This window comes from Rufibacter roseus (genome assembly GCF_001647285.1).
Taxonomy (GTDB): Bacteria; Bacteroidota; Bacteroidia; order Cytophagales; family Hymenobacteraceae; genus Nibribacter; species Nibribacter roseus.
Window position 1 is genome coordinate 122,573 of the sequence record NZ_LRML01000011.1, and the last position, 22,318, is coordinate 144,890.

Sequence of the window (22,318 nt, forward strand, 5' to 3'; positions counted from 1 at the left end):
TTTTAGGGCTGCTTTTTCAAAAATTAAGCTAAAACAGTAGGTTCTTTCCACTCATGGCTTCCTTCCCCTTGAGTTGCTAAGGCATTGCACGGAAATTTTTACCTTTATCTCAAAATACAGATTATTCGTATTGAATTTTACTTGGGGAGCCGCTCCCCTTCATTCTAAACTACTGCAACTATGAATACCTCCACCATTACCTCCAGCCAGGAAGCCATTGCCTTAGAAGATAAATACGGAGCGCATAATTACCATCCGCTGCCGGTAGTGCTGAACCGCGGCGAAGGCGTTTTCTTGTGGGACGTGGAAGGCAAACGGTATTATGATTTCCTGTCGGCGTACAGCGCGGTGAACCAAGGGCACTGCCACCCGCGCATTATTGGCGCACTCACCCAGCAGGCGCAGCAGCTCACGCTTACCTCTCGGGCCTTTTATAATGACAAGCTTGGGCCAGCTGAGAAATACCTGTCAGAGCTGTTTGGTTATGACAAGGCCCTGTTAATGAACTCCGGGGCCGAAGCCGTGGAGACGGCCATTAAATTAGCGCGCAAGTGGGGCTATCAGACCAAAGCCATTCCGCCGCATGAAGCTGAAATTATTGTAGCCGAACACAACTTCCACGGCCGCACCACCGGTATCATCTCCTTCAGCACCGACCCTAGCAGCACTACCGGTTTCGGACCATACATGCCGGGCTACAAAGTAGTGCCTTATGACAATCTGGAGGCGCTGGAGCAGGCCCTGAAAGACAACATACACGTTTGCGCCTTTCTGGTAGAACCAATTCAGGGCGAGGCGGGAGTGGTAGTGCCCTCTGAAGGCTATCTGACCAAGGCGAAGGCGCTGTGCGAGCAGTATAATGTACTGCTGATCGTAGACGAAATCCAAACGGGGATAGGCCGCACCGGCAAACTATTGGCATCAGAGTACGAAGCCATAAAACCAGACATATTGATTCTGGGAAAAGCCCTCTCGGGCGGAGTGTTACCAGTCTCAGCGGCCTTGGCCAACGATGAGGTGATGCTGTGCATCCAGCCGGGTGAACATGGCTCTACGTTTGGCGGCAATCCTTTGGCCTGCGCCGTAGCCGTAGCCGCACTGGAAGTGATCAAAGATGAAAAGCTGACGGAAAACGCGCAACGCTTAGGAGAGATTTTCCGCAGCCGCATGAACCAACTGAAAGAGAAGCACCCGGAACTGGTGAGTTTAGTACGCGGCCGCGGCTTGTTGAACGCCGTCATCATCAAACCTACACCTGATGGCCGCACCGCCTGGGATGTGTGCGTGAGACTGATGGAGAACGGCCTCTTGGCCAAGCCCACCCACGGCGATATTATCCGCTTCGCACCGCCGCTGGTGATGACCGAAGAGCAACTGCACGAGTGCTGCGATATTATTGCCAAAACGCTGGAGGAGTTTTAATTCTTCCCAATGATAAAATAGAAGAACCGTTCCACCTCCTTGGGCGGTTTTTCTATTTTAGGCCTGTTTTCCATAAAATAAGCCTAAAACAGAAAGCCTACCATTGTAGCCGACCATGTTTAATTAGAATGGTTTACTTTTGCCCAACAAGCTATCCAAAAGGCAATCGGCTTTTTCAGCTGGTTTTACACTTTTTAAGGAGCTTTGATGTTTTGAAACCTGAGTGCCGATGTGCTAATCTCTTTCCGGCCTCTGCCTAACTTATAATTATCTACTATGAATCATTTAACCCGCCGCCCCCGCCGCAACCGTAAATCTGAAGCTATCCGGAGCATGGTGCAGGAAAACCAGGTGGCCGTGCAAGACCTTATTTTCCCGGTGTTCATGATGGAGGGAGATAACCTGGCTGTGGAAATCACCTCTATGCCGGGCATTTACCGCTACTCACCAGACCGCCTGCTGGAAGAAATTGCTTCTTGCGTGGAATTGGGCATTAAAACCTTTGCCCCCTTCCCACAGATAGAAGAAGCTAAGAAAGACCGCTTCGCCTCTGAAAGCAAAAACCCAGAAGGCCTGTACCTGCGCACCATCTCTGAAATCAAACTCAATTTTCCGGATGTGGTGCTCATGACTGACGTGGCCATGGACCCTTACAGTTCTGACGGACACGACGGCATTGTAGACAACGGTGAAATCATCAATGATGCTACCCTGGAAGTGTTAGGGCAAATGGCTTTAGCGCAGGCGCAGGCCGGCGCCGATATCATAGGCCCCTCTGATATGATGGACGGCCGTGTAGCCCACATTAGGCAGGTGCTGGACAAACATGCTTTTTACAACGTGTCCATCATGAGCTACACCGCTAAATACGCCAGTGGTTTCTACGGCCCCTTCCGCGATGCCCTTGACTCTGCCCCTAAGCATGGCGACAAGAAAACCTACCAGATGAACCCCGCCAACAGCCGCGAAGCTTTAATTGAAGCGGAGCTGGACACCCAAGAAGGCGCCGATTTCCTGATGGTCAAGCCTGCTTTGTCTTATTTAGATGTGATTAAGACCCTGAAAGACAACACCAACTTACCTATAGCGGCTTATAACGTAAGCGGTGAATACGCCATGGTGAAAGCCGCCGCCCAAAACGGCTGGTTAGACAACGACCGAATTATGCAGGAGGTACTGCTAAGCATGAAACGTGCCGGCGCTGACATTATTCTAACCTACTTTGCGAAGGAATTTGCGCAGTTAATGAAACGGTAAACCTTCGTTTTAGGGCTGATTTTCAGAAAACGGCCCAAAAACAGCCACAAAAAAAAGCGGGAGCCTTCAATAAGGCTCCCGCTTTTTTTTGTGGCTGTTTTAGACTTACCTCACATATAAAGTACGGCCCGTGTAGTTTTTACCATCTACTGATAACTGGTACAGATAGGTACCGGTAGGCATTACCTGCCCATTACTTCCTTTTCCGGCCCAAGATACTTTGTGCTGACCAGCAGACAACTTATCATTTACAAGCGTTGTTACCAGTCGCCCAGTTAGATCAAAGACTTGCAGCTTTACCTGGGCTGCCTTCTGCAGGTTGAACGGAATGGTAGTGACAGATCCCTGGCGGAAAGGGTTAGGATAGCTTTGCCCCAGAACCTGGTTCGTAGCTTTTGCCACTTCTTCTTTTGTAGCCAGGGGCTCTGAATAACGGCGGCTATACACACCGTTGCCATGGGTACCCACCAGCACCTGATTATCAGTGGTGCGGCTAATTACCATGTCTACCGGCACTTGCCCAATGGTAGTATTTCCTTCGCGTACCCAAACGGTGCTCATGCCGCTGAGCTCAGTGGTGGCATATAAACCAGTACTGGTACCAACAAAATATTTAGTGCCTCCTCCGCTTTCGGGCAAGATGGAAGCCCAACGGGTAGATGGCCCATTACCGGTGCCATTCGTGAATTGCTCCAGGTTACCGCCAACCGGTGTCCATGAATTTCCACCGTTGGTGGTGTAAAACAGGCTTTGCACCCTATAGTTTGTAAACACCACCAATGCTTTATTGGCATCTCTTGGGTCTATGGCAATACAGCTGATATTGGCGTTGCTTGGGAAGTTGCTGCCCGTAACATCTAATTTTACAGGTGCGGTAGCTAGCCCGTCTGTAATTTTATAAAGCTTCCCGCCTCTGGTTCCGAAATACACCAAATTAGCTGGGCTATTACTTACTGACACAGCAGAGATCACCTCAGAGGTTCCTAATGTAGCAATTACATCCCAGCCTATACTTGATTGTGTGCCACCGGTAGGCAGCTGCCTAATATCTTTGTTTCTCCAAAGGGTATCTCCTGCAGGCAAATAAATGGTGTATTCATTATTTGGATCTATTGTGTATGGGTTCACAAATAAATAACCTGTGGCCTTAGGAGGATCAATTCTGGAGTAGTTCACATATTCACCTTCGTCATCAAAAATCAATCTGTATACTGTACCGTTCTGCACAGAAACCAACATTGAGTGAGTTGTAACAGCTGCAAAAGCACCATCTCCCCCCAACTGCTCATACCAAATGGTTTGCTCATCAATATCATCTACTGCCCAGCTTCCGTTATCCTGCATACCGCCAACAACCAAATCATCGGTGGTATTTAGGTCCATGGCCACAGTATAGAACTGAGTAGTTAAGTACCCATTGTTTAAAGACTCCCAATCTACTGAAGATTGGGTAATGTCTGCTGTGTAGCTTAAGCCTCCGTCATGCGCTGAAACAGCTCTTCTAGGGTTTGACGGATAAAATACTACTTCATGCTGATCTGGGTGGTGGTCAGGATACAAGGCAAAATCAGCGTGGCTAGGATTATAGCCCCCAATTTTACGGGTACCTGCAGAGGAAGAAAATCCGTTAGGAGAAAAATACAGGTTGGTACCCCCTAAAATTACCTGGAATGCATTATCTGGCTTTACTTTCACCACCATGTTATACCCGCCCTGTAGGTTCAGGTCTCCTGACCTACCGCCCAACATAGGCAAATTCTGAGTTAAGTTAGTCCAGACACCACCCTCTCCGGCTCCTGTGCCAGATACATACTCGTATTTCCAAAGATTGGCGTTAGCTACAGAACCTGTGGCAGTAGTGTATACTAAAAAATAAACAACATTCTCGTTAGAAGGAGCAATGTCAAGCACAATGCGTCCATAGGTGGCTGGAAAGTTAGAAGGTGTGATATTAGCCCAGGTAACTCCATCAACTGAACGGAATATTCCTTTTGTCTGTGAAGCTCCTCCCCCGCCAGTCTGGCTTAAGGCAGCATATTTCACACCGCTTTTTTCCGCAATGTCTATATCAGTATAATATGGGTTGGTGCTGTAAAACGACAAATCATCAGTTCCTAACACCGGGAACCAAGTGGCACCACCATCGGTAGAGCGCTGAATACCCCCCACGGTTGCCGCGTACACTTCATCTTGGGTAGGGTTGATAGGATCAGTGGCTATGCGGTGGACAAACTGAAATACCTTGTTGAAGGTAGACACATCAGAAGTGGTGGTATACGGCAATGGGTTCCAGGTTACGCCGTTATCAATTGACTTGTAAATTCCGTTACCGTGGTAGAAAGCACCCGGCTTTGAGGCCGAATTACCTAGTATCTCTCCGGTACCGTAATACCATACATTGCCTTTTCCGGTACGTCTATCCTGAGCCACAGTTGTCACGCTGTGAATCATGTTCGGGTCAGTTACTTTAGTCCAGGAACTACCTGCGTTTGTACTACGCCACATGCCTCCGGATACCCCGCCGGCCAGAATAATATTTTCGTTATTCTTGTCTAGCGCCAGCGCCCGGGTACGCCCACCTACATTATAAGGCCCTCGGCGTGACCAGAAATACTGGTTATACTGCGCAAAGGGCTCTTTCTGGCGCAGTACCTGCTCTACCGTAGGTAGCTTGGCAGAGTAAGCTAACTCCAATTGCCGTATTCCTTCTGGTATTCTACCTGTTGCAGGATCTTTAAGCCTTTCTATTTCATAGTTGAGCCGGCCGAACGGATCATCTTTGGCCCCAATAGCTCCCTGTTTATGCAGACGCTCCGCCCGGGCAACTCTTGAGACTTCTATAAGCCCATTCCGTGAGAAATGCGATCGCTGTTCGGTTAGTGCGGGCAGCAAGGCTGCCAAATAAAGTATTGCTCCAAAGACTAAAAGCAAAATGCCCGACACTAAGAATTGCCGATGCCAGTTTGAGCGTATCATGTACTTAAATTAAAAAATAAAAAAATGCCTGTTTATCATCCAATCTAACAGAAACTTAGCCTGGCCTACAGAAGAAACTCCTGCATCTGCCTTCGCTTAATCTCTTTTGCTTCTTTTTCTTCTTTCAGATCTTTGTAGTCTTTTCAGACAATTACTTCTGAAACTCATAGCGGCTAACGGTATAAAAAGTGGCTCCAACTAAGGGGCTTTGTACTTCTGCCACCAACGTATCACCTTTTACCACCTCCCGCTTTCCATTACTGGCAGCCATGGTCATAGGAAAGTAGACCTCCACCTGCTGCCCATTGGTTATAGGGTCTGTGAATGCTGCCCCAAATCCTTGCACCTGCACTACTCTTGCTTTAGCACGGCAAGAACTAGCACTACACGGGTCACCTTCTATCTCTTTACCTGAAGCCAACTTCTCTTCTATAGCTAATATTACCCGCGCATGGCCTACCGGCACAGGTTCTTGAAGTACAATTTGAGGTTTTTGTTTTAACACTTTTCTGGGCACGGCCGCTTGGCTATTACTCTCATTCTTCTCGCCGGAGTCATTCATGCGCTTACAGCCAATTCCGGCAGATAAAGTTAAAATAAATATGAACCCGCCTATGTAAAACAAATAATAGCGTAAAAAACAAATATACTGATTAACAGCGCCTTTACCGAACATACAAAAAAGTAATTTATGCAGTAGAGCCTATTGCACTATTCCATCTAAAGCAACAAATACAGCAACTCTGTTTCTATTATACGGTATAGAGTGAAAGGATCTAACTTTATCTATATATATTTATGAAAACTTTAATGCTACGCCTTCCCTTTCTCTGGCTAGCCCTCCTTTTCATCATAGCACTGCCGTCGTGTGACTTATTTGAATATCACCCATACTCTGGAAATCTAAAGTTTAAAAACCTGACGGCCGAGAACGTGGCTAAAATAAAGGCTCTTGAATCTTACTACGCAGACAAACCATCGTTCCAGTTCGCGTTTATCTCAGACACCCAAGGCTTTTTTGCTGAAACTGAGGATCTAGTACAAGACATCAACCGCCGAAACGTTGCTTTTGTTCTACACGGCGGAGATTTAACAAATTATGCCTTTACCGATGAGTTTGAGCGCATGCACCGTGCCTTAGCCAAGCTGCAGGCCCCGTATGTGACAGTCATTGGCAACCATGATTGCTTAGGGGATGGCGCTAAAATTTACCGGAACATGTATGGCCCCTTGAACCACACTTTTACCTTCAACCAGAACAAATTCATTTTTCTAAACACCAATTTTCTAGAGCTAAACTCTGATGCCGTGCCTGATACAAACTGGCTTGAGGAAGAGTTAGAGTCTGCGCCAGAAAATATAAACAAAATAGTGGTCTCTCATGTTCCGCCTAATGATGCCGTTGCTAACAAAGAAAAAGAGCAAGCCATAGCCGAGCTTTTGAGGCAGCACAAGGTACTTTTAGCATTGAATGGCCACATACACCGCTACCGTGCCGAGCAAACATATGATGATGGGGTTTGGTATGTTTCATCTGCCTCTGCTGACAAGCGTGGTTATGTGATGGTAACGGTAACCGGAGACAAAGCTTCTTTTGAAAATATTGATTTTTAAGATCTATGCGGCTGTCCTATATCCCTTACCTTGCCTTGACACTGGCTCTTTCGTTTCAAGCTCTGGCGCAAGAAAAGCCTGACAAAGCTGACCGGCCAAAGAACAACTGGTACGCACCTGACTATTTGGTGGTGCAGCACGCCGGTTTAATAGGCATTTTAGCAGCTGGGGCAGGCTATGACTTTGGCCGCCATGACCGCACCAACGTTGAGCTGATGTATGGGTTCTCCCCCAACTACGGCATCAAGAACACCAACCACACGTTTACCACCCGGCTTTACTACCAGTCTCACCCAAAGCCTTTGTATGGGGGCTTTGAGATGAGCTGGCTGAAAACTGGCGTAGGCATCAGCATGACCATTGGCGAACAATTTGAAACGTTCTTCCCACAATACTATCCTGAAGGATATTATATCTGGCCTACTGCCACTAGAATTTTACCCTTTGTGGGCTCCTCTTTAGGAAAAGAATTCAAAGGCAGCGTCCGCCCCTTGTATGGTGAGTTTTATTGGGAGCTCGGCTCCAGTGAGGTAATGATCATTGACAAGCTACGTAACAAGGGAATTGCCGTCACTGATATTCTGAACCTGGCCGTTGGGCTACGCTTAAAAATATAGCATGTTTTCGGGCTACTTTTGAGAAAACAGCCCTTAAACAAGGCTAGCGTTATACCCTTTTTAGGTTTCCTCGGTCAGAACTGCCATTTTTGCGAAAGCCTCTTCTGCTCTGCTTTAACTGATATGAGTTTTTTACACCTAAAATCGTTGCACATTATTTTTGTGGTGACCTGGTTTGCCGGGTTGTTTTACATTGTGCGCCTGTTTGTGTATTACGCCGAGACAGAGCAAAAACCTGAGCCGGAAAAAAGCATCCTCCAGAAGCAGTTTGCCCTCATGCAGAAAAGGCTCTGGTACGGCATTACCTGGCCCAGTGCCGTGCTAACGGTTTTCATGGGGCTCAGCCTGCTGCAGTATTACACCCCAATACCTACTTGGCTCTGGATAAAACTAGGTTTCGTAGCTGGCTTACTAGCTTATCACTTGTATTGCCACCGCATTTTTCAGCAACACCAGAAAGGTTTGGTTCGGCAAAGCTCCACTACATTGCGCATCTGGAACGAAATAGCCACACTGTTTCTGGTAAGCATTGTCTTTTTGGTAGTGCTTAAAAATGGCTTAGATGCCACTTGGGGAGTTCTCTGGTTTATTGGGCTATCAGTTGCGCTGATGGTGGCCATTATGCTGTATAAAAAAGTAAGACGGGGGTAAAAAAACCATCAAACCTACAAAAAAGAAACGGCCCCTGTGGGGCCGGCTCTCCAAACAAACAACCAATAAAAATCTTATATACCAAACAGGCCTATTTTAAAGCGGCCATCACTCTGTCATATTCATATTTCAAGCTTACCTTTTTAATGCCCCCTCTGTCAAGAGCCTGATCTTACGTCCGTTTTCATCAGGGTTGATGAGGATGGTTTGACCACTCTTACCCTTGCGGGAGAAAGTACCTTTCATGACTTTGATGTTCTCAGAGTCTGAGGATGACGTAGTGACCGTAATTTGATTAGCAGTTTTTTTGGAAAAAGAAGACTGTGCCTGTACCGGAAAGCCAACAGTAGTGACACCAAAAGCTAACATAGAAGCAAGTAGAAAAGTACGCATAGCAACAGAATTATGGGTGGCAAATGTTTTTCTTTCAAGCTCAGGCTCTTTATCTAAAGACAACCGGCCAAACGAAGAGTTGCACCAAAGTTCTAAGCTCCGGCATATTTTCTTATACAATGCCCATGCCACATCTACAACACATTTACAATCAGAATATTAACACTAAATACTCATAACAAAAATGTCCACTCTCGGACAGTAATTCTCCGAAAGTGGACAGTACAATTGCTGTTTTAGACTTGTTTCTGGAAAAAGAACCCTAAAACAGAAGTTCAAAAAATAAATTATATGAGTTGCACATGCAGGAGCGTTTAATCTTCTTCCCGCTCCAACAATAACACGGCACTTTGAGACACAATAAAATATTTCTCACCTAGATAGTTTATTTCAATAGCATCGCGCTGCAGATAAATAGCCAGATCTCCTTCGTGAGCCTGTAGTGGAATATACCGCACTGACTCCTTTTCTTCGGCATTCCAGATTTCATCATCTAATCCATAATCTGCTGGAATAGGATAACCAGGGCCTACTTTCATTACATAGCCTTCTTGCACCTTCTCTTTCTCCTGCACGCCAGGCGGCAGAAATAACCCGCTCTTGGTCTGCTCTTTCTGTGACTTTGGTTTGATCAGCAGTCGGTCACCAACTACAATCAGCTTCTGCAATTTGCTTTGGGGCGTTTCTCTATTTTTAGGCATTGTCTTTCAGTTGAAATATCAACGGCAAAGATAAAAAGTGGGCAGGACTGGGGAAAGCATGAAAATTAGAAGAGGTTGTTTTAGAGCTGTTTTTGGAAAAAGAGGCGGAAAATAAATAACTCCCGCAAGTTTAGCGCAGCGTAACTAGCGGGAGCAATGGCGGAAGTTTATAAACTTCCTTCTTATTCAATTAAAATCACCTCCACCAGACCTTTAAGACCGATATAGTCACGTGCGCTGCTGTAAAGGTAATGCTCTGGCTCATCAACCCACCCTGCAACTACTGGGTTCTGATGCAGGTAATTCAGCCGCTGTTCTATCATTTCATTACTCACCAACTCAATAGGGTGGTTAGACTGCTGCCAAAATTGGTACTTAGTGTTGTTCGGGTTTCGTCTGCCTTCCCGCTCAAACATCCACAGCATCCAAGCACGCCTGCTTTCTTTAGCGCTTTCCTCAATGGCTTTAGTGATTTCTTTGGAAGTGTGGCGTTTCAGGTCTCGGAGTATGTTTTCGATTTTCTCTTTGGTAGTGCCAATAATTAAATGCGCATGATTGCTCATCAGACACCAAGCGTATACCTCCAAACCTTTGTGCTGTATGCAATACTTAAGACTATCAACAAAAATATCTTTGTATGCCCTCCTGGTGAAAACATCAATCCAATTAACCGTAGCGAAAGAGACAAAATAGAGGCTTTGCTGATTTCTTATTTTGTAGCTGCGGCTCATACAGACAGTGTTGGTAAGTTTATAAACTTACCTCTTGGCTTCCCACAAGTTACGCTACCGCTAAACTTGCGGGAGAAAAACTATCTATCGCAAGTTTAGCGGTAGCGTAACTTGTGGTGGGGATGGCGGAAGTATTAAACTTTCTTTTTACTTCATCTCATTTTCAGCCTATTCCACAAACCCGAGCCAAAAACATTAATCCATCATATCAGCCGGTCTGGGGTTAGTACCTCCAATATCTGGGTTCCAACTCATGGGGTAGTTCTCGTCCAGGAACTCCAAAGCATCAACCGTTAGGTACAGCGGCTTGAACGTGTCAATCATCACGGCCAGCTCATGCGTTTCTTTTTTCCCGATGCTGGCTTCTACGGTGCCGGGGTGCGGGCCGTGTGGAAGGCCGCTGGGGTGAATGGTAAACGAGCCGATGTCCACTCCTTTCCGAGACATGAAGTTGCCCTCTACATAATACAGAATCTCATCTGAGTCTACGTTAGAGTGGTTGTAGGGCGCCGGAATAGAAAGCGGGTGGTAATCGAACAGACGTGGCACGAAAGAGCACACCACAAAGCCTTCGGTCTGGAAAGTCTGGTGCACGGGAGGCGGCTGATGGATGCGACCGGTAATAGGCTCAAAGTTATGAATGGAGAAGGCGTAGGGGTAGAAATAGCCGTCCCAGCCCACTACATCCAGCGGGGAAAAATCATAGTGGTACTGGTGCAGGAAACCTTCTTTCTTGATCTGAACGAGATAATCGCCGGGGGCGTCTTCTATGATCAATTCATGCGGCGGACGTAGGTCACGCTCACAATAGGGGCTGTGCTCCAGCAGTTGCCCAAAGTGATTTCTATACCGCCGCACAGTTTCAACAGGGCTGAAGCTCTCGGTGATGAGCAGACGCACAGGGCCCTCATTCCATTTCCACTGGTGAATGATGGTGCGCGGAATGACTACGTAGTCGCCGGCTTGCACTTTCAACCTGCCCATCTGCGATCGCAGTTCACCGGAACCTTCATGTATGAACACAATTTCATCGGCTAAGGCGTTTTTATAGAAATAGTCCATCTGGCGCTGGCGAGGCAGGCAAATAGAAATAGTACAGTCTTTGTTCATGAGCACCGTTTTGCGGGCACTCAGGTAATCTTCACCAGTAGATTCACCCCTGAACGGACGCAGGTGGTAGGGGGCCAGCGGCACATTAGACTTCACCGGGCCGTACAGTACCGGTTCTCCAATGCGGGTTATTCTGGTGGGCGCGTGCTGGTGGTAAAGCAAAGAAGACACCCCGGAAAACCCCAGCGTGCCTACCAGCTGCTCATGATACAAACTGCCATCTGGCTTCCGGAACTGCGTGTGCCGCTTGTGCGGAATATCACCTAACCTGTAGTAGTATGCCATTGGTCAATGCGTGAATGAGTGATTGTTTCAATGAGTGAATCCTGAATAGGCAAATGACTTTACCCTATTTTCAGGCTGTTTATAATAAAACAGGGCTAAAACGACTACGGCCTGAGCCAAAAGAAAGATAAATAAAAAAGCGCAACAGGGTAACTTCCTGTTGCGCTTTTCTCATGTTATTTACCTAAGCTGATTTGGGCGGCTCGGTCAAAAAGACCTAAGGCTCGCTGAAACTCAGGGTCTATCTCGTTCAGCACCGGGAAGAATCCTTCGGCTTCAAAACGGCTCCGGGCTATGTATGCTTTTAAGCTGTTCTTAATGGTTTTCTGAGAACGTTTCAGTTGCTCATCTACTACTTTTATATCAGCCCGTTTGGCTTGCTTCAGCAGCGACTGCATCATGGCGTCGGTTATTCTGAAGTTGGCCTGAAAATCTTCTAATGTCATTTTCTCCAGTTGCTTCTGGTTGTCGCGGTAGTAGTTCATAGCATATTCACGGAGTACGTTTTTGCGGTACAAATCCGTTAGAAGCTCTGTATTTTCAGTAGTATCACGCGGCACGAACACATCTGGCATGATACCTCCGCCACCGTACACTATACGCCCGCTGCTGGTTTCATACTTTAATGAGTCATTAAACTGAATGCTGTCTTTGCTGAAGAACTCACCATGCTTGTAGCGGTTCATGATGTCCATGCTGTATGATTCTGAGTTATTCGGGTCATACGGTTTCTGGATTGAGCGACCGCTAGGGGTATAGTACCGGCTGATAGTCAGGCGTAGTTCAGAGCCGTCAGACAAATTAACAGGCATCTGCACCAACCCTTTTCCGAACGAACGGCGGCCTACAATCAAGGCACGGTCATGGTCTTGCAAGGCACCCGCTAAAATCTCAGAAGCAGAGGCACTTCCCTCATTAATCAAGACAATTACCGGACCTGTTTCAAAGTCTCCCTTGGCTTTGGCATAGTAATCCGCGTCAAATTTGGATCCTTTTCCATCAGTATACACTAGTTTTTTGCTGCCTGAGATAAACTCATCGGCCATACGGGTGGCATGGTCTAAATAACCGCCGGGGTTGTCGCGTAAGTCAAGAATCAGGCGTTTCATGCCTTTCTTCTTCAGGTCGCCTAACTTGGCTTTAAACTCAGGATAAGTGCCGTTTGAGAACCTACTTACTTTTATGTAACCAGTCTGCTCATCTACCATGTAACCGGCATCTACTGACACAGAAGGAATCTTTTTACGAGTAACCGTGAATTGCAGTGGCTTGTTCTCGTTGCGGCGTAAAACAGTCAAGTCAACCTTTGACCCTTTAGGCCCACGGAGCTTTTTAAAGACTGTTTCGTTTGTAAGGGTGTTACCGGCAATGCTCTCGCCGTCAACTTTAATGATTTTGTCCCCGGCCTGAATACCCGCCTGCTCAGACGGGCCACCGCTGATAGGGGCAATCACATACAAGGTATCTCTGAAGATATTGAACTCTACGCCAATGCCGTCAAAGTCGCTTTCAAGGTAAGAACGCGCCATGGCTACTTCCTTAGCTGGTATGTAGGAAGAATGCGGGTCCAGCTTCTCCAGCATTTTGTTAATGGCATATTCAGACAGTTCTTCTGTATTGACGGTGTCTACATAATCACGGTCAATGTAACTGAGCACCTCTCTGAACTTGAGGTAACCGCGCGCGGTACCTTGCGGGTTATAGGAACTAGGTTGGAACAGAGTTGCACCTAACAACACTCCCAACGCTACGGCTAGGCCTAGAAACAAAGGCAGCCGAACGTGAAAAGGGCTGTTCACTATTTTTTTATCTGTTTTATTTTCTTCCATAGAAATGGTTGGCTTTACTTAAAGAGCTCCGCCTCATGCAGCACGATTAATTAAAGGGAAATCTCTCTGAGGCTTTCCCTTATAATACAAATAAGGTGCCAGTAAAGTTGCCTACTCCCCTACAGGTTTTACCCGTTCACTATTGAGAATCAGAGGGCAAGGCTTTGCTCATGCTTCAGCCTTGCCCTCAACTTGCCAGCCTAAAAACTAGCCGTTGCCATTCATGCGGTTCGCCATTTTCTGAAGTTCCCGAGCGTACACCTGACGGTACTTTCCGTTGCGGCTGGCAGTGTCGGCGCTGGCTTCTATTGGTCTTGCTTGCACCCTGGCGGCAGTTGCCATAGCTACCTTGGCAATTTTATCTTGTGGCCAATAATCTTTCAAGGCTCTCAAGCTCTTATAGATCAACTCTGAATCTTCTGACTTAGCCTCTACCAAATGGTCTGTGTAAAAGCCAATGGCCTGCAGCATTCCGGTGTTGCCCGGGTCTTGGTAATAGTGGTGGAACAGCTCATTACGGAGCATTTCGTTGGCGGCCAACTGTTGCAGCACAAAATAGTAATCTTTCTGCTCATTCTGCAGCAACACCCCTTTTATGTCGGCATGTTTATCGGCCCAGTTCTCGTTGTCTTTATGTTCTGCCGCAATCTTCTCTATTTCTTCAAACGGATTTGGCTTTACGCCAGCTGGTGGGGTAAGATCAGTATATTTAGAGTTCTTTGGGTATGTGATCTCAAAGAGAGGCTCTTTGGGAGCGGCTTCTGCGGCCTGTTCAGTTGCTGATTCTGCTTGGCCCATTTCATTTACGTTTTCCTGGGCCGCTTTGTCACGCAGCATCTGCTCACAAGAGAAAAGGCTGGTTGAACCCAGCACCAAAGAACATAGAACAACTTTTCGAGAAAGAGAATTAATCATAACCGGAGTATACTTAAATGATAGTTACTGCTTGCCTCTGACCAGACAAAGCATTTTCTTTAACTGATAAAGATAGCAACACAATAATCCGACACACGCTAAAGCTACTGATTTTTTTCTGCCGGTGCCGCCATCTTCTTTAAAACCCGCGCATATACCTGCCGGTGGTAGCCAATGGTGGTGGCGGTATCGGCGCCAGATGTTACCGGCTTTGCCTGCACCCGCTGGGCTGTTATTTGGGCGGCCTGTGCTATCTGCTTCTGGGGCCAATAGTCTTTCAGAGCCCGTAGGCACATATAAATCAATTTGGCATCTTCAGATTTCGCCTCCAGCAGCTGCTGCGTGTAAAACCCTATGGCCTGCAACATTCCCTCTGAGGTAGGGTCTTGGTAGTAGTGGTGGAACAGTTCGTTGCGGAGCATTTCATTGGCGGCCAACTGCTGTAGCACCGCATAATACGGTTTGTTTTGGTGCGCCTCCAGCAACAGCCGCATGTCTGTATCTTTACCGGCCCAATTTGGGTTATTGGCGTTATACATGCTAATCTGCTGCACCTGCTGAAACGGATCAGGCTGAGTAGAATCTGGCCAGGCTAAATCTTGATAGGGGGAACCAGCCGGATAGGTAATCTCAAAGGTAGGCTCCTGCACTTGTGTGGCGGGCACCACGGCAGCATTAACCATATATTGCTCTTGCCGCTCCGCGTCTTTCTTTTCCTCACTGGCAAGCCTCCACTGCACTACCAGTGTAGCCAAGCCCAGTGAAATCATGAAGTAATCAAAGTTCAATGTATTTCTCATGTGAGACTATAGATTGCCGCCCTTGCCCATACTCAACACCAGGCCACCCGTTTTTGTTCTGGCAACCATAAGCTAAAGCAATATGCGTTTTTCGCTTGATTTTAGAAAACCAGCTCCAAAACACTTTTAGTTAACGCTCCTGCTCCCGTTCCTCGTGTTCTCCAGTCTGATATACCGGTTTTTGGGTTTCCAGCTGCTGTCGTTGCTCTGGGGTGAGAGGTACTATGTTGCGCAAATCAGGTTGACCGGCGTTCACCCAGGCGGTGAACCAGTAACTGGCCACCATGTGCGTGGCCAAGCGCACCTGCCGCTCCACCTGACCATACAATCCCCTATGATATGCTTGGCTGAACTCACGGGAATATACCCGTACTGTAGTTGCTCCTCTTTCTTCTAAACTGTACTTTTTATCGTCTGAGAAAGCCTGGGTGAGTTGTTTCTCTAGCGAAAACACTGAATCGAGCGCCGCATGTGAACGGGCTACAATATCCCAGGCAGTACGGCCGGGGTTCTGCAGGTACTGCGGCGGCCCCAGAAAAAAGTCATACTCCTGACTCCAAAGCTCTGGCAACCGGCTTTCCCACAACCCGTGTATGCCGCGCTGCCCTGTAAACTGGCCGTTGTAGTTGCGGGTGGTGTGCAAGGGAACACAGGCATCGGCTACATAATGCCCCAGCTCCGCCGATAACCGCAAGATACGCGGTACGTCGTGGTGCTTGAAAGCTTCCGTTAATTGATACTGCACAAAATTGATATGCCAGGGCACAATGCCGTGGCGTTGCAGCGTATCAAGCGTAAACTGCTGCACCGCGTCTTCCCAGCGGCGCGGAAGTTTGTACAAAGCACTGTCTCCGTACACGTCCAGGTCAATAAAATGGCGCGGCCCTTCCTCTGGCACGGCGTAGCGGCGTTTGTCTGGGGCGACGGCTTGCTCGGTGATGTAAGGCAGGTGCTGCTTGTAAAAACCTATCATCTCGGGCGGAAGAGTGAACACCGCCTGCCTGTTAATACGCTGGTGCGCGTAGAAGCCCCACCCTAAGGCGGTGTAGGCTAAGAGGAAAAGCAAAGGAAGGAACAGCCAAATTCTTCGCATACAATTATGTACGTAATTTGAGGCTGGAGCGCATGCTGTTTTCGGGCTGATTTTTTAAAACTAGGCCTGAAACAGGAGCTGGTTACCCTTGCAGCACCTATCTGCCAAGCGCAAAGAGTAGCAAGAATTGAAAGCACAGGAGCCATCACCAGCTTTTGTCTTCCTCATCTATAGAAGAAAATTAATTTCCCTCTGAAAATTTATTCATAGGCAAGCAACGTTTAGAACTACGCCGGCATTCTTACTTTTGAACACCCATACTAGAGCCCGTTTCATTTGAAAGAAGAGCAGCTTATTCGCCAATGCAGGCAAGGCGACGGAAAAGCCCAAAAGCAGTTGTATGAAGCCTACGCTACTCCTATGTTTCGGATTTGCTGCCGCTACCTGAAAGACCAGCATGAAGCCGAAGACGCGCTTTTGAAAGGCTTTCAGAAGGTATTCACCAACCTGCAAGGCTTTGAGTATAGAACTGATAAAGACTTAGCTGGCTGGATCAAAAGAATTGTAGTGAATGAATGCCTGATGGTTCTCCGGAAGGCAAACAATTTCCATCTCAGTTCTCTTTCAGAAGACTTGCCAATACTAGTAGAAGAAGATATCTACAGCACCCTGTCTGCCGAAGATATTTACGGATTAATTTTAGAGCTCCCGAACGGCTACCGCACCGTGTTTAACCTGTACGTGATAGAAGGGTACAGCCACAAAGAGATAGCCGAGCAGTTACAGATAAGCGAATTAACCTCACGGTCGCAGTTGAGCAAAGCCAAAGCCATGCTCCGGAATTTATTAACCAAAAACCAGTTGAATTTTGCAGTCTGACAACTTAGAAAATTTATTCAGGGAGAAAGTAGAGGAGCTGCAACACACGCCCCCTCCCCAATTTAACTGGACTCCGGAAAAGAGCTGGGAGAAGCTAGCGCCCGCGCTACAACCCAAACCTCGGAAACTGAACAGAGGATTTTATTGGGGCGTGGCCGCAGGATTAGTACTAGCTTTAGCAGCCGGACTGTCTCTCTTCCGTTTATCAGAAATAGAGCCAGTGCAGACCATTGCTGTTACCACTGTTCCAGCGCAGCAGCAAATAAAGCCAAGTTCCCTTAGGGCGAAGTTAAGCCAGCAGCCGGAAATTCCCTCCACACCTGAGAATTCTGTTATTCCTGCTCAAGCAACAACTCCTACTTCACGCACAAAAGCCTTTGTTGCATCCCAAAAAACAGAAAAAACGACATCTTCTGTTTCAGAAAATGCGCCGACTCTTCCGGAACAGCAGCAGACGTTTTTACCTGTTCCTGAACCTGTTACCTTGTCAGCTACTCCTGCGGCTGAAAGCAAAACTTCCTCTATTAAAATTACGGTGGTATTGGGCGCAAAAACATTGGCGCAGCAGGAAGCTTTAGCAATGGGGGCAACATCTGATACACCAGATTTGCAGACCCCGCAGAAAAAAAGGAAACTGCGCCTCCGCATTCAGAAACCAGAACCTGTTTCACCTGACCAATATCAACTGGCCACTACCAAACCGTCTTTGCCTGCTATAGGCACCCGCATAAAACTTTAACCAACCTTACATTTTACCTCTATGCTACACCGAAATTTATTATCGGCAGGAATGCTATTGCTTTGTCTTTTCTGCAACGCCGCCTTAGCCCAAACCCAGATCAGGAAGAACCCAGCCAGCCCCACCGACTCAATTGTGGTGGAACTACCGCACAATATCAAAATGATTTTAGTGCTGGATGATCTCAATAAGCTGAACCTGCTGGAGAAAACCAGCCTTGACTCCTTAGTGAAGACGTTGAACACACAGCTCAAAGAAAGCAACGGCATTGCCCCTGCCACAAGCACCCCGGCCCAGCAAGTCATTACCGAGTCAACAGACACCACCAAGTCAACTGATCAGCTGGTAATCTGGGCGAGCGTGGGTGCGGGTTTGATACGACAGGATTTTGTGCCCCAGTTCTCACCTGGTCTGGAAGTGCGCCTAAAAGACAAAGCCTATTTCGTGAACTATGACATGAACTTCTTCTTTGACCGCACTCCTGAGAACAAGCACCGTATGCACGTTAATTCCTTTGTAGACGTGGGTTTCGGGTTTCGGAAGTTTGCCCCGTTCGGCATCAATAATTCCGGAGAAACGGAAAATTTCAGGCGAATATCAGTGGGCTACCTGGTGCAGTCGAACGGTGGGTATTTTGAGAAGAACACCTTTCGGTTGTCTTATTCTTACCCCATCCTGAACAACATGATTAAAGTCATGCCGCAGCTGTACATCACTAATAACTTGAAAACCTTCTTCCCGGGGGTGAGCCTGCGGTTTTAAGTAAAAGCTTTTTTATATCTTCCGGTGAACCTGCAATAAAGAATGGGCAGTTGTGTGGCTCCTTTGACTCATAGCCGCCCGTTTTTCTTTGCCTTTTGGTAATCTTCTTTTTTGAAAATCTTTATGCCGAAATAGTTAGGCTGCGTGTATGTTAATAAACGAAATACATGCTCATCTTTCACAAAATCAAAATAAGCATCAACATACTCTGGCTGCTCCGTTTTATCCGGTGCGTCTGTTACCATCTCACTTTGTTCCTCTACTTTCTTTCTGATTTTATAGAAGGCTGGGCTACCGGATGCGTTGTAAAGAATCCGGTTGGGACTGGTGGGGTTGTAGTAGAAAATAAGCCAAGCGGTGGCGTTTGCACCCTGTGGTGAAAAAGCCCAGACTGCTTTCCCCATTGTTTCCTCTGTGGGAGCAGAGTCTGAGCTTGTGGTCCAACCTTTCTTTTGCAGGTAATTTGCTACCTCATGCTTCTCCATTTGCTGTAGCTTCAACAGCTGATTGTATTTCAGTTTTTGGGCTTGGCCGGAAAAGGAAAGCAGCAGAAGTATCAGGGAAAGGATGAACTGTTTCATGGCAATGCTTTTCTGAAGTTACAAACCAAGATAGAGAAAAACAGCCAGCGCATCAACAATACCATATTCCCGTTTTCAGCCTCTTTTCTCAAAAACAACCCTAAAACGCAAAAACCTCACAGGTCTCTGTAGACCTATGAGGTTTCACAAAAGTTAGCGGTAACCGCTGCTTACCGCTTGCCTAACCCGGCGAACTTCATTCTGTAGTCAGCGTCCACATCACCTTTGCTGATTTTGGTGAGTTTGCCTTTGAGCAGGCGCTTTTTCAAGCCAGAAAGGTGGTCGGTGAACAAGATGCCTTCAATGTGGTCGTACTCGTGCTGAATGACGCGGGCGGTGAGATCGTCGAAGGCATCTTCGTGCTGCACCCAGTTTTCGTCATAGTACCGGATCCGGATGTTTTCCTGGCGCCAGACTTCCTCGCGCACACCGGGTATGCTCAGGCAGCCTTCGTCAAAGCCCCACTCCTCGCCAGATTCTTCTACCATAACGGGGTTGATGAACGCTTTCTTCACGCCTTTGTCTTCTTCGCCTTCTTCCATAAATGGCTTTGAGTCAATCACGAACAACCTGATGCTTTTGCCAATTTGAGGAGCGGCCAAGCCAACGCCATGGGCGTGGTACATGGTCTCGAACATGTCTTCAATGAGCTTGTTCAGCTCCGGATAATCCTGCGGAATATCCTGGGCTTTGGTGCGAAGTACGGGGTCACCGTAGGCAACTATAGGGTAAATCATAAGTATTGTCTGCTCTCTAAATAACTCTGTAAAATAATGGTGGCGCTCACACGGTCCACAGTGGCCTTGTCGGCGCGGGCTTTCTTTTTCAGTCCGGCGTCTATCATGGTCTGAAACGCCATCCGCGAGGTAAAGCGTTCATCATGGGTGACTACTTTTATGTGGGGGAACTGCTTTTGCAGCTTCCTGACAAAGCCTACCACGTGCTGGGTGTTGTTGGTGGCGTTGCCGTCTAAATGCACGGGCATGCCTACTACAAACACGTCTATCTCCTCTTTCTGCGTGTACTCTATCAAAAAAGCCAACACGTTCTGGCTGTGTACGGTGTCTAAGGGCGAGGCAATGAGCTGCAACGGGTCTGTTACCGCAATGCCTACCCTTTTCACCCCGTAATCTATGGCCAGTATTCGCCCCATCTTTTCTGTTTTAGCTGTGTTTTACGGAAATCAGGCCGAAAACGCTTCTCCGCGCCAGCATCGGCGGTAGCCGAATACCTTCCCGGGAACACAAAGTTACAGCATTATTCCGGAAACTGCCGCGCTGCACCGGTTGCCGCTTTTGTAGGCAGCGGCTTTTGCGTAACTTACCCGGCAGAACTTATTGCCTACCTATGACTTTCAGCCCTATTCACCGGATTTCTTTCCGGATTCTTTTCGTATTGCTGCTCCTTTTGGTTTCTGCAGCCTCTTCTTTTGCCCAAGCCGATTTAAAGAAATTAGACGCCTACTACCAACGGGCGCTCAAAGATTGGAACGTGCCGGGCATGGCCATTGCCATTGTAAAAAACGACAAAGTGGTGTTTGCCAAAGGCTACGGGGTTTTGAACGGGCAGAAAGGCGGCAAAGTAGATGAGAATACTGTCTTCGGGATAGCGTCTAACTCTAAAGCGTACACTGCCGCCGCGCTGGCCCTTCTGGTAGACGAGGGCAAGCTGAAGTGGGACGATAAGGTGACCAAATACCTGCCTTACCTGCAGCTCTACAACCCCTACGTCACTCAGGAACTGAACATAAAAGATCTTTTGAGCCACCGTGTGGGCTTGGAAACGTTCTCCGGCGATTTACTCTGGTACAACACCACCTACAGCCGCCGCGAAATATTGGAACGTGCGCGTTTTCTACAGCCCACCTTTGGCTTTAGAGACGGCTATGGTTACTCTAACCTCATGTTTATTGCCGCCGGCGAAGTGATTGAGGCCATTTCCGGCAAAACCTGGGAATCGTTTATTCAGGAGCGCTTCTTCGGGCCGTTGGGAATGAACCGGTCCTACACCAGTGTAAACCAGCTGAAAGGTGTAGCCAATGTAGCCACCCCGCACGGCAATGACGCTAACGGAAACCCAGTGCCTACTGTCATTACCGCTTGGGATAGCTGGAACCCCGCAGCCGGTATTTTTACCAGTGTAAACCAGCATGCCCAATGGATGCGCCTTCAGCTAAACCAGGGCACGTACAACGGCAGCCGTATTATCTCAGAAAACGCCAGCCACACCATGTGGGCCATGGAGAACCCGTTCCCCATTGCCCCTCAGGCCCAAGCCATGAACCCCAGCATCCATTTTTCAGGTGCTGGTTTAGGCTGGATGCTCAATGATTATCAGGGACGCAAAATTGTAGCCCACGGTGGCGGCCACGAAGGCATGAACAGCCGCACCGTGCTGGTGCCAGAGGAGAAGCTAGGCATTATTATTCTCACCAACAGCATGACCAGCATTACCGGCCCTTTGGCCAACTACACCATTGACCAATATTTAGGCATCAAGAAAGGGAGAGACTGGAGCCAGTTCAGCCTTGACCTGATTAAAAAAGCCCGTGCCGAACAGAAAATTACCGACAGTCAAAAAGAAAAGGAGACTGCATTTTCTCCTACTCGTCCACTGCAGGAATATGTGGGCACCTACCGCAGCCAGTTATATGGCGATGCCACTGTTGCCCTGCAAAACGGAAAGCTGGTGTTGAACCTGCTTCCGGCGCCAGCGTTGGGTGGTGAACTTTCTCCCTGGAAAGCAGATATTTTTAACCTGAACTGGAAAACCCAATTCGCGCTGCTCACCCCCACCAACGTACGCTTCCTGCCCGGCCCCGACGGCTCCATTTCCCAAATGCGCCTGGACGCCAGCAATCCCGACTTCCACTTCTCCGAGCTGGAGTTTGAGCGGGTGAAGGAGTAGCCTTTTCGTTCATTGTTGTTCGTTATTCCATCAACAGTAGTTCCCGTAGCTGGACAGATACACTCACAGGTCTGCATAACACAGGAAGGCCTATTGCGAATTTAACCTGTTTTTCA

Annotated in this window: 22 protein-coding genes; 9 read left to right on the forward strand and 13 right to left on the reverse strand. The window is 47.7% G+C overall.

The window, feature by feature from the left end; translation table 11 throughout:
• Window positions 1-180: 180 nt before the first annotated feature.
• Together rocD and hemB are read left to right on the forward strand one after the other, a co-directional pair.
• On the forward strand, window positions 181-1,422 hold the full coding sequence (gene rocD / locus A8O23_RS15985) for an ornithine--oxo-acid transaminase (RefSeq protein WP_066623237.1): 1,242 nt from the start codon (window positions 181-183) through the stop codon (window positions 1,420-1,422).
• Between the two features lie 276 nt (window positions 1,423-1,698).
• Window positions 1,699-2,679, forward strand: a complete 981-nt coding sequence (hemB, locus tag A8O23_RS15990) for a porphobilinogen synthase (protein WP_066623239.1) — start codon at window positions 1,699-1,701, stop codon at window positions 2,677-2,679.
• A 105-nt stretch (window positions 2,680-2,784) separates the two neighbouring features.
• Here the strand turns inward: hemB and A8O23_RS15995 are convergent, their stop codons facing one another.
• Together A8O23_RS15995 and A8O23_RS16000 are read right to left on the reverse strand one after the other, a co-directional pair.
• Complete coding sequence (locus A8O23_RS15995; protein WP_082883109.1) at window positions 2,785-5,655, reverse strand: FlgD immunoglobulin-like domain containing protein; 2,871 nt, start codon at window positions 5,653-5,655, stop codon at window positions 2,785-2,787.
• 151 nt (window positions 5,656-5,806) lie between these two features.
• Entirely contained in the window at window positions 5,807-6,217 is a 411-nt protein-coding gene (locus tag A8O23_RS16000) for a hypothetical protein (protein ID WP_153042242.1), read from the reverse strand.
• Between the two features lie 248 nt (window positions 6,218-6,465).
• Here A8O23_RS16000 and A8O23_RS16005 point away from each other — a divergent pair, with 248 nt between their 5' ends.
• The 3 genes from A8O23_RS16005 to A8O23_RS16015 all read left to right on the forward strand — a co-directional run bounded on the left by A8O23_RS16005 (window position 6,466) and on the right by A8O23_RS16015 (window position 8,537).
• Window positions 6,466-7,269 (forward strand): metallophosphoesterase family protein, encoded by an 804-nt coding sequence (locus A8O23_RS16005; RefSeq protein WP_066623344.1) that lies wholly within the window; start codon window positions 6,466-6,468, stop codon window positions 7,267-7,269.
• A 5-nt stretch (window positions 7,270-7,274) separates the two neighbouring features.
• Window positions 7,275-7,886, forward strand: a complete 612-nt coding sequence (locus A8O23_RS16010) for a hypothetical protein (protein WP_066623247.1) — start codon at window positions 7,275-7,277, stop codon at window positions 7,884-7,886.
• 123 nt (window positions 7,887-8,009) lie between these two features.
• Window positions 8,010-8,537: a CopD family protein gene (locus A8O23_RS16015; RefSeq protein ID WP_066623248.1), complete on the forward strand. Its 528-nt coding sequence runs from the start codon at window positions 8,010-8,012 to the stop codon at window positions 8,535-8,537.
• 135 nt (window positions 8,538-8,672) lie between these two features.
• Here the strand turns inward: A8O23_RS16015 and A8O23_RS16020 are convergent, their stop codons facing one another.
• From A8O23_RS16020 to A8O23_RS16055, 8 genes are all read right to left on the reverse strand, one after another.
• Window positions 8,673-8,930 (reverse strand): hypothetical protein, encoded by a 258-nt coding sequence (locus tag A8O23_RS16020; protein ID WP_153042243.1) that lies wholly within the window; start codon window positions 8,928-8,930, stop codon window positions 8,673-8,675.
• Between the two features lie 314 nt (window positions 8,931-9,244).
• On the reverse strand, window positions 9,245-9,631 hold the full coding sequence (locus A8O23_RS16025; RefSeq protein WP_066623255.1) for a co-chaperone GroES: 387 nt from the start codon (window positions 9,629-9,631) through the stop codon (window positions 9,245-9,247).
• Window positions 9,632-9,813: 182 nt separating this feature from the next.
• Window positions 9,814-10,362 carry an REP-associated tyrosine transposase gene (locus A8O23_RS16030; protein WP_066623257.1) on the reverse strand — a complete coding sequence of 183 codons (549 nt, stop codon included), beginning with the start codon at window positions 10,360-10,362 and terminating at the stop codon, window positions 9,814-9,816.
• 195 nt (window positions 10,363-10,557) lie between these two features.
• Complete coding sequence (locus A8O23_RS16035) at window positions 10,558-11,757, reverse strand: homogentisate 1,2-dioxygenase (protein ID WP_066623259.1); 1,200 nt, start codon at window positions 11,755-11,757, stop codon at window positions 10,558-10,560.
• A 176-nt stretch (window positions 11,758-11,933) separates the two neighbouring features.
• On the reverse strand, window positions 11,934-13,586 hold the full coding sequence (locus A8O23_RS16040) for a S41 family peptidase (protein WP_066623262.1): 1,653 nt from the start codon (window positions 13,584-13,586) through the stop codon (window positions 11,934-11,936).
• Between the two features lie 207 nt (window positions 13,587-13,793).
• Window positions 13,794-14,501 (reverse strand): hypothetical protein, encoded by a 708-nt coding sequence (locus tag A8O23_RS16045; RefSeq protein WP_153042244.1) that lies wholly within the window; start codon window positions 14,499-14,501, stop codon window positions 13,794-13,796.
• Window positions 14,502-14,605: 104 nt separating this feature from the next.
• On the reverse strand, window positions 14,606-15,301 hold the full coding sequence (locus tag A8O23_RS16050) for a hypothetical protein (protein WP_066623271.1): 696 nt from the start codon (window positions 15,299-15,301) through the stop codon (window positions 14,606-14,608).
• Between the two features lie 130 nt (window positions 15,302-15,431).
• On the reverse strand, window positions 15,432-16,394 hold the full coding sequence (locus tag A8O23_RS16055; protein WP_066623274.1) for a zinc dependent phospholipase C family protein: 963 nt from the start codon (window positions 16,392-16,394) through the stop codon (window positions 15,432-15,434).
• Window positions 16,395-16,670: 276 nt separating this feature from the next.
• Here A8O23_RS16055 and A8O23_RS16060 point away from each other — a divergent pair, with 276 nt between their 5' ends.
• The 3 genes from A8O23_RS16060 to A8O23_RS16070 are packed head-to-tail and all read left to right on the forward strand — an operon-like array spanning window position 16,671 to window position 18,714.
• Window positions 16,671-17,213 (forward strand): RNA polymerase sigma factor, encoded by a 543-nt coding sequence (locus tag A8O23_RS16060; protein ID WP_066623276.1) that lies wholly within the window; start codon window positions 16,671-16,673, stop codon window positions 17,211-17,213.
• Window positions 17,203-17,952: a hypothetical protein gene (locus A8O23_RS16065; RefSeq protein ID WP_066623279.1), complete on the forward strand. Its 750-nt coding sequence runs from the start codon at window positions 17,203-17,205 to the stop codon at window positions 17,950-17,952. The genes A8O23_RS16060 and A8O23_RS16065 overlap by 11 nt, the downstream gene beginning before the upstream one ends.
• Window positions 17,953-17,973: 21 nt before the next feature.
• On the forward strand, window positions 17,974-18,714 hold the full coding sequence (locus A8O23_RS16070; protein ID WP_153042245.1) for a hypothetical protein: 741 nt from the start codon (window positions 17,974-17,976) through the stop codon (window positions 18,712-18,714).
• Between the two features lie 68 nt (window positions 18,715-18,782).
• On the opposite strand, the gene A8O23_RS16075 is transcribed toward A8O23_RS16070, so the two are convergent.
• The 3 genes from A8O23_RS16075 to ruvX all read right to left on the reverse strand — a co-directional run bounded on the left by A8O23_RS16075 (window position 18,783) and on the right by ruvX (window position 20,448).
• Window positions 18,783-19,295: a hypothetical protein gene (locus A8O23_RS16075; RefSeq protein ID WP_153042246.1), complete on the reverse strand. Its 513-nt coding sequence runs from the start codon at window positions 19,293-19,295 to the stop codon at window positions 18,783-18,785.
• 170 nt (window positions 19,296-19,465) lie between these two features.
• Window positions 19,466-20,032 carry a peptide deformylase gene (gene def / locus A8O23_RS16085; protein ID WP_066623291.1) on the reverse strand — a complete coding sequence of 189 codons (567 nt, stop codon included), beginning with the start codon at window positions 20,030-20,032 and terminating at the stop codon, window positions 19,466-19,468.
• Window positions 20,029-20,448 (reverse strand): Holliday junction resolvase RuvX, encoded by a 420-nt coding sequence (gene ruvX / locus A8O23_RS16090; protein ID WP_066623294.1) that lies wholly within the window; start codon window positions 20,446-20,448, stop codon window positions 20,029-20,031. The genes def and ruvX overlap by 4 nt, the downstream gene beginning before the upstream one ends.
• 194 nt (window positions 20,449-20,642) lie before the next feature.
• On the opposite strand from ruvX, the gene A8O23_RS16095 reads away from it, so the two are divergent.
• Window positions 20,643-22,202 carry a serine hydrolase gene (locus tag A8O23_RS16095; protein ID WP_066623296.1) on the forward strand — a complete coding sequence of 520 codons (1,560 nt, stop codon included), beginning with the start codon at window positions 20,643-20,645 and terminating at the stop codon, window positions 22,200-22,202.
• The last annotated feature ends 116 nt before the right edge of the window (window positions 22,203-22,318 follow it).

Bases quoted from the DNA above. Each gene is read 5' to 3' on its own strand.
- rocD (WP_066623237.1), top strand. From the start codon at position 181: ATGAATACCTCCACCATTACCTCCAGCCAGGAAGCCATTGCCTTAGAA.
- A8O23_RS16075 (WP_153042246.1), bottom strand. From the start codon at position 19,295: ATGAAACAGTTCATCCTTTCCCTGATACTTCTGCTGCTTTCCTTTTCC.
- A8O23_RS16030 (WP_066623257.1), bottom strand. From the start codon at position 10,362: ATGAGCCGCAGCTACAAAATAAGAAATCAGCAAAGCCTCTATTTTGTC.
- A8O23_RS16005 (WP_066623344.1), top strand. From the start codon at position 6,466: ATGCTACGCCTTCCCTTTCTCTGGCTAGCCCTCCTTTTCATCATAGCA.
- A8O23_RS16095 (WP_066623296.1), top strand. From the start codon at position 20,643: ATGACTTTCAGCCCTATTCACCGGATTTCTTTCCGGATTCTTTTCGTA.
- A8O23_RS15995 (WP_082883109.1), bottom strand. From the start codon at position 5,655: ATGATACGCTCAAACTGGCATCGGCAATTCTTAGTGTCGGGCATTTTG.
- A8O23_RS16035 (WP_066623259.1), bottom strand. From the start codon at position 11,757: ATGGCATACTACTACAGGTTAGGTGATATTCCGCACAAGCGGCACACG.
- A8O23_RS16045 (WP_153042244.1), bottom strand. From the start codon at position 14,501: ATGATTAATTCTCTTTCTCGAAAAGTTGTTCTATGTTCTTTGGTGCTG.
- A8O23_RS16015 (WP_066623248.1), top strand. From the start codon at position 8,010: ATGAGTTTTTTACACCTAAAATCGTTGCACATTATTTTTGTGGTGACC.
- A8O23_RS16050 (WP_066623271.1), bottom strand. From the start codon at position 15,301: ATGAGAAATACATTGAACTTTGATTACTTCATGATTTCACTGGGCTTG.
- ruvX (WP_066623294.1), bottom strand. From the start codon at position 20,448: ATGGGGCGAATACTGGCCATAGATTACGGGGTGAAAAGGGTAGGCATT.
- A8O23_RS16070 (WP_153042245.1), top strand. From the start codon at position 17,974: ATGCTACACCGAAATTTATTATCGGCAGGAATGCTATTGCTTTGTCTT.
- A8O23_RS16040 (WP_066623262.1), bottom strand. From the start codon at position 13,586: ATGGAAGAAAATAAAACAGATAAAAAAATAGTGAACAGCCCTTTTCAC.
- def (WP_066623291.1), bottom strand. From the start codon at position 20,032: ATGATTTACCCTATAGTTGCCTACGGTGACCCCGTACTTCGCACCAAA.
- A8O23_RS16010 (WP_066623247.1), top strand. From the start codon at position 7,275: ATGCGGCTGTCCTATATCCCTTACCTTGCCTTGACACTGGCTCTTTCG.
- A8O23_RS16055 (WP_066623274.1), bottom strand. From the start codon at position 16,394: ATGCGAAGAATTTGGCTGTTCCTTCCTTTGCTTTTCCTCTTAGCCTAC.
- A8O23_RS16025 (WP_066623255.1), bottom strand. From the start codon at position 9,631: ATGCCTAAAAATAGAGAAACGCCCCAAAGCAAATTGCAGAAGCTGATT.
- hemB (WP_066623239.1), top strand. From the start codon at position 1,699: ATGAATCATTTAACCCGCCGCCCCCGCCGCAACCGTAAATCTGAAGCT.
- A8O23_RS16000 (WP_153042242.1), bottom strand. From the start codon at position 6,217: ATGAATGACTCCGGCGAGAAGAATGAGAGTAATAGCCAAGCGGCCGTG.
- A8O23_RS16020 (WP_153042243.1), bottom strand. From the start codon at position 8,930: ATGCGTACTTTTCTACTTGCTTCTATGTTAGCTTTTGGTGTCACTACT.